Source organism: Burkholderia sp. MSMB2157WGS, from assembly GCF_001532755.1.
Taxonomy (GTDB): domain Bacteria; phylum Pseudomonadota; class Gammaproteobacteria; order Burkholderiales; family Burkholderiaceae; genus Burkholderia.
The window spans coordinates 1-16,772 of the sequence record NZ_LPJG01000053.1; the positions used below are offsets into that span (position 1 = coordinate 1).

The 16,772-nt window shown below is 70.6% G+C and carries 13 protein-coding genes and 1 pseudogene; 8 read left to right on the forward strand and 6 right to left on the reverse strand.

All coding sequences use genetic code 11. The features are described 5' to 3' along the window. The 4 genes from WT53_RS29570 to WT53_RS29580 all read left to right on the forward strand — a co-directional run. The coding region (locus tag WT53_RS29570; RefSeq protein WP_156447850.1) for a hypothetical protein at window positions 1-189 on the forward strand (189 nt) is incomplete at its 5' end. An 84-nt stretch (window positions 190-273) separates the two neighbouring features. After that, a complete protein-coding gene (locus WT53_RS34280) occupies window positions 274-405 on the forward strand; it encodes a hypothetical protein (RefSeq protein ID WP_257127888.1) in 132 nt (43 codons plus the stop codon). A gap of 198 nt (window positions 406-603) precedes the next feature. Next, entirely contained in the window at window positions 604-1,557 is a 954-nt protein-coding gene (locus WT53_RS29575; RefSeq protein WP_034209356.1) for a VOC family protein, read from the forward strand. 14 nt (window positions 1,558-1,571) lie between these two features. Beyond that, the gene (locus tag WT53_RS29580) at window positions 1,572-3,038 is read left to right on the forward strand and encodes an alginate export family protein (protein ID WP_034209506.1); all 1,467 of its coding nucleotides are present in this window, start codon (window positions 1,572-1,574) and stop codon (window positions 3,036-3,038) included. Window positions 3,039-3,061: 23 nt separating this feature from the next. Here the strand turns inward: WT53_RS29580 and WT53_RS34380 are convergent. After that, a pseudogene (locus WT53_RS34380) lies at window positions 3,062-3,280 on the reverse strand (LysR family transcriptional regulator); the annotation flags it as partial. Window positions 3,281-3,424: 144 nt separating this feature from the next. Here WT53_RS34380 and WT53_RS29585 point away from each other — a divergent pair. Further along, window positions 3,425-4,468, forward strand: a complete 1,044-nt coding sequence (locus tag WT53_RS29585) for an MBL fold metallo-hydrolase (RefSeq protein WP_034209355.1) — start codon at window positions 3,425-3,427, stop codon at window positions 4,466-4,468. A gap of 24 nt (window positions 4,469-4,492) precedes the next feature. On the opposite strand, the gene WT53_RS29590 is transcribed toward WT53_RS29585, so the two are convergent. Next, complete coding sequence (locus WT53_RS29590) at window positions 4,493-5,413, reverse strand: helix-turn-helix domain-containing protein (RefSeq protein ID WP_034209354.1); 921 nt, start codon at window positions 5,411-5,413, stop codon at window positions 4,493-4,495. Between the two features lie 400 nt (window positions 5,414-5,813). On the opposite strand from WT53_RS29590, the gene WT53_RS29595 reads away from it, so the two are divergent. From WT53_RS29595 to WT53_RS29605, 3 genes are all read left to right on the forward strand, one after another. Next, window positions 5,814-8,729 carry a winged helix-turn-helix domain-containing protein gene (locus WT53_RS29595; protein ID WP_060262536.1) on the forward strand — a complete coding sequence of 972 codons (2,916 nt, stop codon included), beginning with the start codon at window positions 5,814-5,816 and terminating at the stop codon, window positions 8,727-8,729. A gap of 144 nt (window positions 8,730-8,873) precedes the next feature. Further along, the gene (locus tag WT53_RS29600) at window positions 8,874-10,733 is read left to right on the forward strand and encodes an amidohydrolase (protein WP_034209352.1); all 1,860 of its coding nucleotides are present in this window, start codon (window positions 8,874-8,876) and stop codon (window positions 10,731-10,733) included. Window positions 10,734-10,814: 81 nt separating this feature from the next. Next, the gene (locus tag WT53_RS29605; RefSeq protein WP_034209351.1) at window positions 10,815-11,489 is read left to right on the forward strand and encodes a hypothetical protein; all 675 of its coding nucleotides are present in this window, start codon (window positions 10,815-10,817) and stop codon (window positions 11,487-11,489) included. Between the two features lie 81 nt (window positions 11,490-11,570). Here WT53_RS29605 and WT53_RS29610 read toward each other — a convergent pair whose 3' ends face one another. The 4 genes from WT53_RS29610 to WT53_RS29625 all read right to left on the reverse strand — a co-directional run bounded on the left by WT53_RS29610 (window position 11,571) and on the right by WT53_RS29625 (window position 16,638). Next, a complete protein-coding gene (locus WT53_RS29610) occupies window positions 11,571-12,488 on the reverse strand; it encodes a LysR family transcriptional regulator (protein ID WP_034209350.1) in 918 nt (305 codons plus the stop codon). Between the two features lie 105 nt (window positions 12,489-12,593). Continuing rightward, window positions 12,594-14,855 carry a molybdopterin cofactor-binding domain-containing protein gene (locus WT53_RS29615; protein WP_034209349.1) on the reverse strand — a complete coding sequence of 754 codons (2,262 nt, stop codon included), beginning with the start codon at window positions 14,853-14,855 and terminating at the stop codon, window positions 12,594-12,596. Continuing rightward, complete coding sequence (locus WT53_RS29620) at window positions 14,855-15,355, reverse strand: (2Fe-2S)-binding protein (protein WP_034209348.1); 501 nt, start codon at window positions 15,353-15,355, stop codon at window positions 14,855-14,857. The genes WT53_RS29615 and WT53_RS29620 overlap by 1 nt, the downstream gene beginning before the upstream one ends. Next, window positions 15,352-16,638 carry a cytochrome c gene (locus tag WT53_RS29625; RefSeq protein ID WP_034209347.1) on the reverse strand — a complete coding sequence of 429 codons (1,287 nt, stop codon included), beginning with the start codon at window positions 16,636-16,638 and terminating at the stop codon, window positions 15,352-15,354. Before WT53_RS29625 ends, WT53_RS29620 begins: the two co-directional genes overlap by 4 nt. Between the last annotated feature and the right edge of the window lie 134 nt (window positions 16,639-16,772).

Consider the following 16,772-nt stretch of genomic DNA (forward strand, 5'->3'; position numbering starts at 1 on the left):
GGCGGCTGGGGCGCGACGCAGCGCAACGGCGCGCCGTTGCAGCGCGCGGCGGCCGCCGCGATGTGCGGCTGCGCGAACGCATGCACCGTTCACCAGCATGCGCACGCGAGCGCATGGGCAAGCGCGTTGCCGACGTCGGACGCGAAGGGCTTCTGGGGCGCGTTCGGCTGTTCGTGCTGGGCGGTCTGACATGGCGACGCATACCGCGTGCGGCTCCGCGGCACGGGTCCGCACGCGGGTGTCACAACCGTGGGTGCGGCCGAGTTCTAGAACATGACACGCATCGCGCGCTTCATGGCCCTTGACGCATTTTTCGACCATCCGGGACCGATCGGTGGGTTCATCCTCGTCACCGTGCCCGACGATGGACGAGACCCCGCTCGCAGCGGTCCCGCCATGCGGTGATGTTGAGACGACCGTGCCGAAGCGATGCGTCTGCTCCGTCTGCCGCCGCGCGCGTCCGCTTGCGGTGCACGTTGCCGCGCGCGATGCGCGTGTTTCCCGCCTGTCGTCCGGGCCGCTCGAGCGAGTAGCCCGCATCCCGCTGAATCCGAATCCGCGCGCGGCGCCAGGCCGCGCGCGTCACCATCAAGGAGAAAACCGATGAGTTCACTGAATCTGCGCAACCTGCTGCGCATGACCGCCGCGTCGTCGGCCGTGCTCGCCGCGCTGCTGGCCGGTGCGCCGGCGCTCGCCGACGAAACCCACCTCGACGACATCGCGTCGCCGGCCGCCGCGGCGCGCTTCCTCGCAGTCGCGGTCGGCCCGCAGTACGACACGACGCACGTGTGCGTCGCACCCGAAGACTTCGACCGCTTCACGGACAGCTTCGTCGCGACGTTCGGCGGCAAGAAGTCGAAGCAGGGCGTGTTCCAGGTCACGCCGACGCCGAGCCAGACGATGTCGCAGCTCGTGCTGACGCCGGTCGGCACGATCTCGGTGTTCGGCTTCAAGACGCCGATTCCGTATCCGTTCTGCGAGGAACGCACCGGCTATCTCGTCACCGACATGGACGTCGCGGTGAAGTCGGCGCGCGCGCATGGTGCGGACATCGTCGTGACGACGTTCCCCGATCCGATCGGCCGCGATGCGATCGTCCGCTGGCCGGGCGGCGTGAACATGCAGCTGTACTGGCACACGCAGGCGCCGAACTACGACCCGCTGCAGACGGTGCCGGAGAACCGCGTGTACGTATCGCCGGAAAGCGCGAGCAAGCTCGCACGCAACTTCGCCGCGTTCTCGCATGGCAAGATCGTGTCGGACGTGCGCCATGCGCCGGGCATCGAGATCGGCCGGCCGAACGATACCTACCGCCGCATTCGCATCGAATCGGGCTTCGGCAAGATGACCGTGCTCGCGACCGACGGTCACCTGCCGTATCCGTTCGGGCGCGAGATGACGGGCTATGAAGTCGCCGATCTCGCCGCGACGCTGAAGCAGGCCGAAGCCGCGGGCGTGACGGTGCTCGTGCCGCCGTTCAAGTCGGACGGCCGCGACGCGGCGCTCGTGCAGTTCCCGGGCGGCTACGTCGCCGAAATCCACGCGCGGTCGAAATGACGGTGCGCCGGCCGATGAAGCGATCGTGGCGCGGCGCGCTGCCGTGCGTCATGCTGGCGGGCAGCGCCGCGTTGCACGCGGGGTCGGCCGTCGGCGCCGATGCCGACGCCAATGGAGCGGCGGCCGGCGCGGCCGCGTCGCCGGCCGCTGCCGCGGCGTCGTGCAACGCGAAACGTCCGACGGTGTCGTTCAACCGCTGGCAGGAGGACTGGTCGGCGCTCGCGAATCCGTGCGTGCCGCGCAAGCCGTTCGACGCGCTGAAATACATGCGGCTCGGCGACGACCCGTCGACCTACCTGTCGCTCGGCGCGAACCTGCGCGAGCGCTTCGAACTGAACGACGCGCCGCTGTTCGGCCTCGGCGCCGCGCACGACGACAACTACGTGATCCAGCGCGCGAACGTGCATGCGGACCTGCGCTATCGCGGGCATCTGCAGGCGTTCGTGCAGTTCGTCGATGCGCGGCCGTTCGGCAAGGACACGGTCGGCCCGGTCGACAAGGATCAGCTCGACCTCGAGCAGGCATTCGTCGCGTACGTCGATCAGCTGGGGCCCGGTACGTTCAAGACGCGGATCGGCCGGCAGGAGATGGCGTTCGACTTGCAGCGTTTCGTGTCGGTGCGCGACGGCCCGAACGTGCGGCAGGCATACGACGGACTGTGGACCGATTACGAAATCGGCAAATGGCGCTTGATCGGCTATGTGACGCGCCCGGTGCAGTATCGCAATGCGGCCGTGTTCGACGACGTGTCGAACCGGCACCTGCGATTCGACGGCGTGCGCGTCGAGCGCAACGGAACCGGGCCCGGCGATCTGTCCGCGTACTGGTCGCGCTATACGCGCGACAGCGCGCGCTATCCGGATGCATCCGGCACCGAGCGGCGCGACGTGTTCGACATGCGCTACGCGGGCAAGACCGGCGGGGTCGACTGGGACGTCGAGGCGATGCTGCAGACCGGCCACGTCGGGCAGGACACGGTCGGCGCATGGGCGTTCGGCGCGCTGGGCGGCTACACGTTCGCGAAGACGGCCGGCACGCCGCGCATCGGCATCCAGGTCGACGGCGCATCGGGCGACGCGCATCCGGGCGACCGGCGGGTCGGCACGTTCAACCCGCTGTTTCCGAACGGCTATTACTTCACGCTCGCCGGCTACACCGGATACAGCAACTTGATCCACGTGAAGCCGTCGCTGACGTTCAAGCCGGCCAGCTCGGTGACGGTGCTCACCGCCGTCGGCTTCCAGTGGCGGCAGACGACCGCCGACGCGATCTACGGGCAGGGGATGTCGGCGGTGCCGGGCACGGCCGGCAAGGGCGGCGCGTGGACCGGGATGTACGCGCAGGCGCGGGTCGACTGGCTCGTGAACGCGAACGTCGCGCTCGCGCTCGAAGCCGTGCACTTCCAGCTCGGCTCGTCGATTCGTGCGCTCGGCGCGCGCAACGCCGACTATCTCGGGATGGAAGCGAAGTTCGGCTGGTGACGCGTCACGCGGCGCGGCGCGTGTCAGGGCTGCGCGCGGGCGAGCGATGCGACGAAATCGACGAACGCGGTCACGCGCTTCGAGCCGCGCTGGTTCGGCAGGTACAGCGCGGTGATCACCGCGCGTGCCGAGCCGGGCGTCACGTCGTACCGATCGAACAGCCGCTGCGGGCGGCCTGCTTCGACATCCGCACCGACCAGCCGGTCGGGCAGCAGCGCGACGCCGGCGCCGTCGAGCGCGGCTGCGCTCGCGCGCCGTGTCTTCAGGACAATTCAGGCGCCGCTCAGGATTTTCGCCGCGGCGCCCGATAAGCTGCGCGGCATCGCGTGTCGTGCGGGTCGTTCGGTTCATGGCCGGGCGCGCGCACGGTTCGTCGCGGAGATCGCATGAAGACCCTGTTCCGGCACGCGTGCGTTGCGCATGCGGCCCGTTTGCTGATCGTGGCCGGATGCGCGGGCCTGTCGACGCCGGCGGCGTTTGCGCAGGCCGGCGTGCAGTCCGACGCCCACGCCGACGCGCAACCCGAAGCGCAATCCACGCCGGCCCCCGCCGCCGGCCCACAGCCTCCCGGCTTCTATCGGCAGAAGATCGGCGACTTCACGGTGATCGCGCTGTCCGACGGCACGCATCCGTTTCCGGTCGACACGGTGTTTCGCGACGTCTCGAAGGACGAGATCCGGCGCGACCTCGACCGCGCCTTCCTGGAGCCGCCCGTGCAGGGATCGATCAATGCGTTCCTGGTCGATACCGGATCGAAGCGGATCCTCGTCGATGCGGGCGCCGGCACGCTGTACGGCGACTGCTGCGGCAAGCTGCTCGACGATCTGCGCGCGGCCGGCTATGCCCCCGAACGGATCGACGAAGTGCTGCTCACGCATCTGCACAAGGACCATGTCGGCGGCATTGCGTCGAACGGTGCGATGACGTTTCCCAATGCCGTCGTGCGAGTCAATGCCGTCGAAGCCGCGTATTGGCTCGATCCCGCCAACAAGGCGCAGGCGCCGGCGTTCCTCGCGTCGTTCTTCGATGCGGCCGCCGCGGCGGTCGCGCCTTACGTCGCGGCCGGCCGCTTCAGGACGTTTCGCGGCGAAGCGACGCTCGCGCCCGGCATTCGCGCGGTGCCGATGCCCGGCCATACGCCGGGCCACACGGCTTATCTGATCGAGAGCGGCCACGCGGGCCTGCTCGCGTGGGGCGACATCGTGCACGTGGCGGCGATCCAGTTGCGCGACGTCGACGCGACGGTCCAGTACGACAGCGATGCCGGCGCCGCCCGCCGCACGCGGCGGGCCACGCTGAAGCGCGTCGCCGATCGACGCTATCTCGTCGGTGCCGCGCATATCGCGTTTCCCGGGCTCGGGCACTTGCGCCGGGACGGCGCGCAATACGACTGGGTGCCGGTCAACTACGACGCGACGCCGGTGCGGTGACGGCCCGGCGTGCGTGCATGCCGGTCAGCGCGACCGGGCGCGCCGCCACGCGCCGGGCGGATGGCCGACGATCCGCGCGAATACCCGGTTCAGATGGCTCTGGTCGGCGAAGCCGCACGCGACCGCGATGTCGGCCAGCGTCATGTCGGACGTCTCGATCAGCTCGCGCGCGCGCGTCACGCGTTGCTCCAGCAGCCACTGGTGCGGCGTGCGGCCCGTGGTGCGCGAGAACGCGCGGATGAAATAGCCGCGCGACAGGTCGCATTCGTTCGCCACTTCCTCGATCGACACGCCGAGGTCCGCCTTTTCCATCAACAGCTCCTGGGCGCGCGCCACCTTCGCGGGGGACAGCACGCCCTTGCGCTCGAGCTCGTGCGTGCGCGCGTTGCCGTAGCGCCGCACGAGATGCGTGCCCATCGCGAGCCCGACCTGTTCGATGAACAGCGCGTTCAACGGGCCGGGCGCGTCGAGGCTGTCGGCTACCGCGTGCGCGAGATGGCCGAGTACCGGGTCGCGTACGTCGGGGCGGCACGCGAGGCCGCCGACCGGTTGGCCGCCGTGCTCGGGGCCGACGCGTTCGAGATACGCATGCGGCAGCTCGACCAGCACGAAGTCGAAGTTGCCGTACAGGTCCGCGTGGAAATGCCGGGAAAAATCGCGAATGTAGATCGAGTGATGCTGGAACCGGCGTTCGCTCGCGCCGGCGCGCCCATAGAGCGTGCGGCGGTGGCCGCCGCCCAGCGACACGCCGACCAGGAAGCCGCGGTCGCACGGCGGCATCTCGATGCGCTCGACGTGCGCTTCGCGCATGCATTTGCGGTGGAGCTTCAGGCCGCCGGACGTCGTTTCGACATCCTTTGCCAGCAGGCTCGACACGCAGCCGAGCGTATCTTTCGGCCGCCGCGGAGACGATGCCACCGGCGCGGCGATGACGGAGTCTGACATGGAATTCCCCAGCAAGGGACTCGGAGCGTGAAATGACGAGTCCAGTTTAGATGCGCACGCGAACGTTCAAAATGAATTTGCATAAACGTCCGCTGGCAATCGTTACAAATTGCTTTCAACGCGTGTGCGCGTCGCGTGCGCAGCCCGGCTCGACGCCTGCGCGGGCGGCCCGGCAGAGTATAGCGCCCCACTTTTACACGCAAGCGATCGTGCCGGTCGCGCCCGCCCGGCATCCGCGGACAGAGCGCATTTTCTTTCAAGATTTTCAGCGGCCACCCGTCTACACTCGGTCCGGAATTCGACATTTTCCGTCCGGCGCAAGGGTGCGCCGGACGCGGACTTCCCGCCGGGTGAACTGCCGCGTTCATCGGGCGGTCATCCCGAGGGACCGGAGGCGGCCATGATTCAGATCGGAACTTTGTCGGTGGATTTCGAGCAACGCGACATTCGTCGTCACGGCGCGTCGCTGCGCATCGGCGGGCGCGCGCTCGACATTCTCGAAGTCCTGCACCGCGCGAGCGGTTCGGTCGTGTCGAAGGACGACATCATGGACGCGGTCTGGCCGGGCCTGATCGTCGAGGAAAACCGGCTCCAGGTGCATGTGGCGACGCTGCGCAAGGCGCTCGGCGCGAGCCGCGATCTGATCAAGACGGTGCCCGGGCGCGGCTACCTGCTGGTGGCGAGCGCGTCGCCCGGCCCGGACCCCGTGTCGGCCGCCGAAGCGCCGGCCATCGACGTCCCGCCCGATGCCGCGGTGTCGTCGCCGATCGCGCCGCTCGTCGGGCGCGACGCCGAACTCGCGCAGATCGTCGACATGCTCGAATGCACGCCGGTCGTCACGCTCGTCGGCGCGGGCGGGATCGGCAAGACGAGTCTTGCCGTGCGCGTCGCGCACCGCGTGCGCAGCCGCTCGCGCGAGCGCGTGCTGTTCGTGGAGCTGGCGCGCGCGTCGACGCGCGACGACATGCTGATCGCGCTCGCCGCCGAGCTCGGCCTCGATATGCCGGGCGTGCCCGCCATCGACCGTATCGTCGACGCGTTCGCGACGTCGCGCTGCCTGCTCGTGCTCGACAACGCGGAGCACATCGTCGATCTGGTGGCGAGCCTCGTCGAAACGCTGACGTCGAGCGCCGGCTCGCTGCGCGTGCTCGTGACGAGTCGCGAGCCGCTGCACATCTCGGCCGAAGCGGTGCTGCGCATGAGCCCGCTCGCGGTGCCCGACGGCGACGCGTCCGCCGACGAAATCGTCCGCTGTTCGGCCGTCGAGCTGTTCCTGGAGCGCGTGCGCGCGGCCGCGCCGGATTGCACGGTCGACGAAGCCGGCATGCGGCTGATCGGCGACATCTGCCGGCGCCTCGACGGGCTGCCGCTTGCCATCGAACTGGCCGCGGCGCGCGTGGCGACGCTCGGGCTCGCGGTCGTCGCGTCGCGTCTCGACGACCGGCTGAACCTGCTGACGGGCGGGCTGCGCTCGGCGCTGCCGCGTCATCAGACGCTGCGCGCGACGTTCGACTGGAGCTACGTGCTGCTCGATCGGGCCGCGCGGGCGCTGTTTCGCCGGATGGGGTGCTTCATCGGGCCGTTTTCGTTCGATGCCGCGCACGCGGTCGCCGCCGAGCCCGGCACGTCGGCCGCGGACATGATCGCGGTGCTCGGCGAGCTGGTGGCGAAATCGCTCGTGACCGTCGAGTTCCATGGTGCCTATGCGCGCTACCGGCTGACCGAATCGACGCGCGCGTACGCGGTCGAAAAACTGCACGACGAAGGCGAATTCGAGCGCATCGCCGCGCGCCATGCGGAGTATGAGCGCGAGCGCGCGCCCGTGCGGCTCGTGGCGCCCTTGATGCCCGTGATGCCCGCCGACGTGCCGCCTGCCGATGCGCCCGCGTTGGCCGTGGACGAGCCGGCGGACGCCGCCGAGGCTGCCGCAGCCGTGCCCGAGCCCGACCGGCTGGCGCGCGCGCTGCTGGAGCCGTCGCGGATGCGCGCGTGCACGGCGCGCGCGAGAGCGGTGCTCGACGCACTCGACACGGACGCGGCAGACCCGGTCGACGCCGCGCGCGAGATGCGGCTGCGGGCGGCCTGCGCGTCGGCGCTGCTGCATACCGACGGCGACGCGCTGGCCGCGGCCGCGATGTGGGATCGCACGCTCGGTCTCGCCGCGCACATCGGCGACGACGCGTTCGACGCACGCGCGCTGGTCGGGCTGTGGAACACGATGCTGACGCTGTCGGACATTCACGAATCGCTGCGCTATGCGACGCGCTTCGAGCGGGCGGCCGAGCGGCGCGGCGATCGGTCGCAGCGGTTGCTGGCCAACACGATGGTCGCGACGTCGCTGCATTACTTCGGCGAGCATGCGCAGGCGCGCGAGCGGCTGGAAGCGGCGACGGCCGAGCTCGCCGACGCAGGCGAATCGCCGTGCGCGCAGGCCGCGCTGGGCGTCGACATGGCGACGCTGGGCCGCACGATGCTGATCCGTCTTCTGTGGATGCAAGGCGAGCCCGAGCACGCGATGCGCGTCGCCGCGCAAGCGGTCGAGCATGGGCGCCGCAGCCCGTCGCCGCTCACGCTGTGCATCGTGCTCGGCGCGGCCGCCGTGCCGATCGCGCTGCGCTACGGCGATCACGACATCACCTCCGACTATCTCGCGACGCTGCGCGCGACCGCCGACGCGCACGGTTTCGACATCTGGCGCAGTCACGCGGAATGCCTGACCGGCCAGTTCGACATCCAGGCCGGCCATCCCGGCGCCGGCCTCGCCCGGCTCGAACCCGCGCTGCGGCGCATCGAGGCGAGCGGATTCCGGCGCGTGCTCGCGCCATTGACCGTCGCGTATGCGGAGGGCCTCGTGCGGACCGGCCGCGCGGATGAGGCGCGCCTCCGGCTCGATGCGACGCTCGCGCGCTGCCGCGCGCACGGCGAGCACCTGTTCGTCCCCGAGCTGCTGCGCGTGCGGGGCGTCGCGATGCTCGAGCAGGCGCGTACCGTCGGCGCGAATCTCGCGGTGGCGTACGAGGCCGACGGGCATCGTCATCTGCAGATGGCGATCCAGACCGCGAACGCGCAGGGCGCCGCGATGTGGGCGCTGCGCGGCTCGCTCGATCTCGCCGATCATCTGATCGAGCGCGGGCACACCGCGCAGGCGTCGGCGCTGGTCGCCGGGGTCGCGCGGCACTTCGATCCGCATTCGCGCGCACACGACGTGCGTCGCTTGCTGCGCGTGCAGAACTTCGTCCGTCAGGATGCGCCGCCCGCGCCATGCCTGACCCGCGCGCGGCGCGATGCCGCCGACGCGGCCCAGCAGGCGGCATGACGATGCGCGAATCCGGTGCAACCGCGCGGTCGCGTGATCGCAGCCTGCGTGCCGACGTGCGCGGTGCGGCCGCGTTCCCGGCCGCGGCGAGAAGCAGGGCGTGCCGCGCGGCGTCGCGTGCCGGCGTGCACGGGAGGCCCGACGGTGCTTAGAGCGACGGAACCCGCGCGTTCGGCGGACCTCGTCGTCTTCAACGGCAAGATCGCGACCCAGGACGAACAGCGCTCGTTCGTCCGCGCGCTCGCCGTGAAGGACGGGGCCATCGTCGCGACCGGCGACGATCGCGACGTGCTGCGCCATGCGCACGACGGCACGACCCGGATCGATCTGCACGGCCGTACCGTGATTCCGGGCCTGATCGACGCGCATCTGCAGGCGATTCGCGGCGGCATGAACTTCAACCTCGAGGTGCGCTGGGACGGCGTGTCGTCGCTGGCCGACGCGCTCGACCTGCTGAGCCGGCAGGTACGACGCACACCCGCGCCGCAATGGGCGCGCGTGGCGGGCGGCTGGACCGCACTGCAGTTCGCGGAGAAGCGCGGCCCGACCGCGGCCGAGCTCAATGCGATCGCGCCCGACACGCCGGTATTCATCCAGCATCTGGGCGACTGCGCGTGGCTGAATGCGGCCGCGCTGCGCGCGCTCGGCTACGGACGCGACACGCCCGATCCGCCCGGCGGCGAACTGCGGCGCGACCGCCATGGGCGGCCGACCGGGCTGCTGCTCGCGCATGCGGACCCGGCGGTGCTGTTCGCGGCGCTCGCTCGCGCACCCACGCTCGATGCGGCCGACCGGGTCAACTCGACGCGGCAGTTCATGCGCGCGCTGAACCGCGTCGGCGTGACGAGCGCGATCGACGCCGGCGGCGACGGCCTCGCGTACCCGGACGACTACGCGGCGGTCGCGACGCTCGCGCGGCGCGGCGAATTGACGACACGCATCGCCTATGCGCTGGGCGCGCGGCATGCCGGCCGGGAACTCGACGACTTCGCGAAATGGATCGCGCTGACGGCGCCCGGCGACGGCGACGCGTTCCTGCGCGCGAACGGCGCGGGCGAGCGGCTGCTGTTCTCGGCGGTCGATCTCGGGAATTTTCTCGAGCCGCGCGTCGACCTGCCCGCGTCGATCGAGATGGAACTGGCGGCCGTCGTCCGGCTGCTCGTGCACCACCGCTGGCCGTTCCGGCTGCATGCGACCTACGACGAATCGATCGGCCGCTTCCTCGACGTGTTCGAAGCGGTGGATCGCGACACGCCGTTCGACGGGCTGCGCTGGTGCTTCGATCGCTGCGAGACGATTTCGGATGCCAATATCGCGCGGGTCGCGGCGCTCGGCGGCGGCATCACCGTGCAGCCGCGCATGGCGTTCCTGGGCGAAGCGTTCATCGCGCGCCACGGTGCGGCGGCGGCCACGCGCGCGCCGCCGATCCGCGCGATGCTCGCGGCCGGGCTGCCGGTCGGCGCCGGCTCGGGCGCGACGGTCGCAGCGAGCTACAACCCGTTCGTCGCGCTGTACTGGATGGTGTCGGGGCGCTCCGTCGGCGGCACCGCGCTGTATCCGGCGCGCAACCGGCTCGGCCGGATGGAGGCGCTGCGCCGCTACACGGTCGGCAGCGCGTGGTTCTCCGCCGACGAGCATCGCAAGGGCGCGCTGGTGCCCGGCCGGTACGCCGACTTCGCGGTGCTGAGCGACGACTACTTCACGATCGACGCGCGGCGTATCCCGGCGTTGTCGTCGGTGCTGACGGTCGTCGACGGCAAGGTCGTGCACGCGGAGCAGGAATTTTCGCCGCTCGCGCCGCCGCCGCCGCCCGTCAGCCCCGCATGGTCGCCGGTCGCCGCAGGCGGCGTCGCCGATGCGGCGGGCGACGCGTGCGCGGATGCCGGCATCGACGCGTGCCGGGCGCACGGTCACGGACGCCGCTTCGCGCGGCCGCGCTATCCGACGGCAAGTGCGGCCGCCGAACGCTGCGAAGCCTTCGGCCGCTGCTGCGTCGCGTTTTGAGCGGCGCGTGCCGGTGCGCGCCGCACGCCGCCGTGCATTGAACGATTTTCCGCCCCGGGCACGGGGCATGAAGGAGACAGGATGAATGCTGCGCACCCGCGCGCATCGGCCACCGGCGACGAAGTGGCCGGCGTTCGCATTCCGCGCACGCCCGTTGCGGTCGAGGCAGCCGACGCGGCCCGCGCGTCGTTGCCCGCCGCGCTCGTCGATCACGCGGCGCGCGTGTTCGTGTTCGCGTCGCTCGCCGCGCGGCGTGCCGGCGACGCGTGCGACGCCGACGCACTGTACGTCGCCGCGATGTACGCGAACATGGGGCTGAGCCCCGCGTACGGCCGTTCGACCGGACGCTACGAGCTCGACGGCGCGGACGCCGCGCACGCGCTGCTGTTGCGGCATCGCCGGTCGCGGCGCATGCGCGACGACGTGTGGCAAGCGATCGCGCTGCATACGACGCCGGGCGTGGCCGTCCGCGCGTCGCCGCTCGCGCGTGCGTTGGCGTGCGCGGTGTCGACGGACCTGATGGCGACCGACTTCGACGCCTATACGCCGGACGAGCGCACGGCGCTGCTCGCGACTTACCCGCGCGGCAGCGGCTTTTGCGAAGCGTATCTCGACATGGTCGCGCGCGGCGTCGAGCACCGGCCGCAGACGACCTTCGGCACGTGGAGCGCCGACGTGCTCGAACGCGCGGATCCGGATTTCCATCGGCCGAATTTCTGCGGGCGCGTGCTGGGCGCGCGGTGGAACGACGCCTGACCGCGCCGGTCCGGCGTGCGGCGCCCGCGCGTTCGACCGGCTGCGGCGCGCGGCCGCGCCCGGCGTGCCGCGCCGTGCGGTTCAGCCGCGTTTGCCCTGCAGCGTCGGAATCTGCTCGAACAGGCCCGCGAGCCAGTCGACGAACACCTTCAGCTTGACCGGGATGTGGCGATTGGGCGGATACAGCACCGAGATCGGCTTGGGCGGCGCGTTGAAATCGGTCAGGACTTCGCGCAGCCGGCCCGACTTCAGGTAGGGCTCGACGAGGTACAGCGACGTCTTGATCAGGCCTATGCCGGCGACGCCGCACTCGATGTAGTTGTCCGCGTCGTTCACGGCCACCGTGCCGCACATCTGCACGATGCGCGGCTCGCCGTCGACCACGTAATCCCACACGCGCGGCCGCCCGGTGTCGGCCGAGATGTGGCTGACCGCCACGTGCTGCGCGAGATCGTCGACGGTCTCGGGCTCGCCGCATCGCGCGAAATACGCGGGCGACCCGCAGGTGCAGGTGGTCAGGCTGCCGATGCGCCGCGCGATCATCCCCGAATCGTCGAGCGCGCCGATGCGCACCACGCAGTCGACCCCTTCGCCGACGAGGTCGATCTGCCGGTCGGTCACGCCGAGTTCGATCATGATGCCCGGATGGGCGTCGAGAAACGCCGGCAGCGCGGGCACCACGACCTGCTTGGCCATCGCGGGCGGCAGGTTCACCTTCAGCCGGCCGCGCGGCACGTTGCGCGCCTGCGAGACCGACGCCTCCATGTCGTCGATCTCGCGCAGCACCGCGACGGAGCGTTCGTAATAAGCCTGACCGTCCTCGGTCAGCGAGATGCGGCGCGTGGTGCGGTTCAGCAGCCGGCAGCCGAGATGCTGCTCGAGTGCGCTCAGCAGCGCGGACACGCGCGGCGTGGTGAGGCCGGTCGTGTCGGACGCGCGCGTGAAGCTGCCGGTTTCGACGATGCGCGTGAACACGCGCATCGAAAGCAAGGTATCCATCGTCGGAAGTTCTCCAGCCTGTCGGCATGCGGCGCCGGTGCGTGCCGGCGCCCGTCTGGTCGGGTATCGGGTATCGCGTCGCGCGTAGCGGGTGCGGCCAGGCCGCTATGCGTCGATGCGCTTTCTCAGTGCGTCGCCGGCGAACGGCATTTCGCGCATGCGCTGGCCGGTCGCGTCGAAGATCGCGTTGGCGAGCGCGCCGGCGGTCGGCCCCATCGACGCCTCGGCTGCCCCGAGAAACGGCGCGCCGGGGCGATCGATCAGATGGACCGTCACGTTCCGCGGCACGGCCGAAAAGCGCAGGATCGGGTAGCTGCTCCAGTCGAAGCTGCGGATCCGCTCGGTGTCGTACTGCAGTGCCTCGTACAGCGTCCAGCTCGCGGCCTGCACGATGCCGCCCTCGATCTGGTTGCGGATCCCGTCCGGCGACACGATCTGGCCCGCGTCGACGGCGGCTTCCGCGTGTTCGAGCGTCACCTGGCCGGTTTCCGGCACGACCGATACCTCGACCGCGATCGCGACGTAGGCCATCAGGTTCTTGTACTTGCCGAACGCGAAGCCGACGCCGCGGTTGCGTGCGCGCGGCGGTCTCGGCCAGCCGAAGTGCTTCGCGGCGAGCCGGATCACCTGGCTCGCGCGATGGTCTGCCATGTGACGCAGCCGGAATTCGACCGGATCGACGCCGGCCGCGTGCGCGAGTTCGTCCATGAAGCTTTCGATCGCCCAGATGTTCGTGTGCGCGCCGAGCGAGCGCATCGCGGACGTCTGCAGCGGCATCGTCGGCGAGAAGTGGTTGACGATGTGCTGGTTCGGCAGCGCATACAGCGGAATCGCGTTGCGGTCGGCGCCGCCCTCGGGCTGCAGCATCGGCGTGGACGGCGCGGGCACGAACGGCGGCTCCAGCATGCGCGCGGGCAGCAGCCGGCCGGCGTTGACGATCCGCTCGTTGTGCGAGCTGCTCCACAGCGCGTAGTTCCAGTCGACGATGCGGCCGCTCGCGTCGAGCGATGCGCTGACCTCGGTCACCATCGCCGGCGTGAAGTGATCCCACGTGTGTTCCTGTTCGCGCATCCATTGCACGCGGATCGGTTTGCCGGGCATCGCGGCGGCGATCAGCGCGGCATGCGCGGCCGCGTCGTCCGCCCCGTTGTGTCCGTAACAGCCCGACCCTTCGGTGTGAATGCAGCGGATGCTCGCCTTCGGCATCGACAGCATCTCCGCGAGCGCGTCGCGCAGCGGGTAGACGCCCTGCGAGTGGGTCCAGACCGTCATCGTCCCGTTCTCGAGATGCGCGACCGAACACGACGGCCCGATCGACCCGTGCAGCAGGTAGTTCTTCAGGAACGTCGCGTTCAGCGTCTTCACGGACGGCGCGGCGGCCGCGTGCGTGTTCGCGATCTCGATGCGCTGCGTCGCGATCCGCTTCAGATCCGCGTGCACGGTGCCGCGCTCGGGCAGCTTGCGGCCCGGCGACCACTGGCAGCCGGCGGCGAGCGCGCGCTGCGCGACCACCGCCTGCCATTCGCCCTGCGCGACCACCGCGAGCATGCTGCCGTTGCGCACGATCCGCACGACGCCCGGCAGCTTCAGGATCGCGGCTTCGTCGAACGACAGCAGCTTCGCGTCGTACACCGGCGGCATCACGACGCGCGCGTGCAGCATGCCGGGCAACTGCATGTCCTGCACGTAGCTGACGCCGCCCGTGACCTTGTTCGGGATGTCGACGCGCGGCAGCGACGTGCCGATCACGGCGAACGTCGCCGGGTTCTTCAGCGGCGACGTGGGCGCGGCATTGCGGTGCAGGTCGACGGTGCGGATCGCGTCGCCGTAGGTCATCGTGCGGCCGTCCGGCGCCTTGATCACCGCGTCGGCGGTCGTCAGCGTGCGCGGATCGACGCCGAAGCGTTTCGCCGCGCCTTCCACCAGCAGCGCGCGCACCTGCGCGGCCGCGTTCAGCAGCGCGGAGCCGCTGTCCGCCATCGTATGGCTGCCGGCGGTCAAGCCTTCGTCGGGCGACGCGCCGGTGTCGGCGGTCAGGAACGTGATCAGCGACGGCTTCATGTCGAGTTCCTCGGCGGCCACCTGCAGCAGCGCGGTGCGCACGCCGGTGCCGAGCTCGACCTTGCCGGTGAACACGGTGACCTTGCCGTCGGGCGCGATCTTGATCCACGCGTCGAGCAGCGGATTGGTCTTCAGGCTGCCGGCGAGCGTCTGGGTGGCTTTCGCCACATGCACGGCCGCGCCTTCGTCGGCGATCACCAGTTGCGCGGCCGCACGCGAGGCAGGCGCGAGACTGAACGCGACGAACAGCGCCCCGGAGACGATGAAGTGCCGGCGGCCTTCGTCGATGTCGTCGTGGGAATTCATCACAGCCCCTTGCTGATCGTGACGGGAGCGGAGGCGGGCTCGGGAGCCGGCAGCCCCGCGACCGAGCGCACCGCCGCGAGAATCCGCATGTGCGTGCCGCAGCGGCACAGGTTCGGTTCCATGTGCGTGCGCAGTTCCTGCTCGCTCGGCTTCGGATTGCGTTCGAGCAGCGCCTGCGCGCGCATGATCATCCCGGCGATGCAGTAACCGCACTGCGCGGCCTGGTGCTCGATGAACGCGCGTTGCAGCGGGCCGGGATGCTCGGCGGTGCCGAGGCTCTCGATGGTGCGCACGCTGCGCGCACCGAGCGCGGCCACCGGCATCAGGCACGAGAAGGTCGGCTTGCCGTCGACGATCACGGTGCAGGCACCGCATTGTCCGAGGCCGCAGCCGAACTTCGCGCCGTGCAGGTGCAGGTCGTTGCGCAGCGCGTACAGCAGCGGCGTGGATGGATCGATGTCCAGCGTGTGCCGCACGCCGTTGACGGTGAGGGTGATCATCGTGCGGTGTCCTCTTTTCTGAGCTTCGCGGCCAGCGCGTCGACGCCCGACCAGGCGGGACGATCGGTATAGGTCTCGCGCACGTATGCGGCGAGATCGGCGATCTGCGCGTCGTCGTACTGGTCGATGAACGACGGCATGTAGTTCAGCGTGTCCGCGCCGTGCCAGCCGATGCCGTTGAACATCATCTGGATCGCGTTGCGCGGCGTATCGGCGTTGACCGCCGTACTGAACGCGAGCGTCGGCCGCTCGCCGATCGACTGCATCGGCGCGGCCGGCCCGTGGCACTGCGCGCACGACGCCTGGAACAGCGTCGCGCCGCGCTGCGCGGCCGGCGTCGTCGCGGCGCGCTCGACCGGATTCGCGGCCGCGGCGGCACGCGCGCCCGCTGGCTTCTGGATCGACAGGATGTACGCGGCGATCGCCTCGACGTCCTCCACCGGCACCGTCGCGAGGTCGCGCGTGACGGGCAGCATCGGCCCGGCCGCCGCACCGTGCTCGCTCGCGCGGCCGGTGCGCAGGTAGGCGACGAGCTGCGCCTGCGTCCACGGGCGGGCCGCATGGCCCAGCGTATTGAGCGGCGGCGCTTCCCAGCCGTCGACGATGCCGCCGTCGAACGCGCGGCCGCGCTGCTCGCCACCGATCGCGTTCAGCGGCGAATGGCACGACGCGCAGTGGCCGAGCCCGTCGACGAGCATCCGGCCGCGGTTCCATTGCTCGGACTGTGCGGGGTCCGGTCGATGCGCGCCTTCGCGCAGGAACAGCACGTTCCAGAACGCGACCAGCGGCCGGAAGTTCAGCGGGAATATCAGGTCGTTGGCGGGCGCCGTCGCGTGTACCGGCTCGCGCGTCATCAGGTACGCGTACGCGGCGGCGATGTCGTCGTCCGACATCCGCGTGAAATGAATGTACGGAAACGCCGGGTAAAGCGGCTGGCCGTTGCGTCCGATGCCGGTGCGCAGCGCGCGGGCGAATGCGTCGCGCGACCAGCGGCCGATCCCCGTTTCGGCGTCCGGTGTGATGTTGGTCGCGTAGATCGTGCCGAACGGCGTCGCGAGCGGCAGCCCGCCCGCGAACGGCTTGCCGTCCTTCGCGGTGTGGCACACGACGCAGTCGCCGAGCGCGACGACGCGCGCGCCGGCACGTACCAACTGCGGATCGAACGAAGCAGGGGCGGGCGGATCGATCGGCGCGATCGACGGCCGCACCATGATGCCGATCGCGACCGCGACGCCCACGATCGCGATGCCGGCCGCGCCGAACCAGAGTCGTTTGTGCTTCATGTGCGCTCCAGGCGACGCGGTGCGCCGCAAGCGATGCGATGCGCGGCAACACCGGACGATGCGGGCCGGGCGTGCGCGGCCGTCCGATGCGGCCGCGACCGTCTTGCCGCGCGGCGGTGATTGGCGACGGGGAT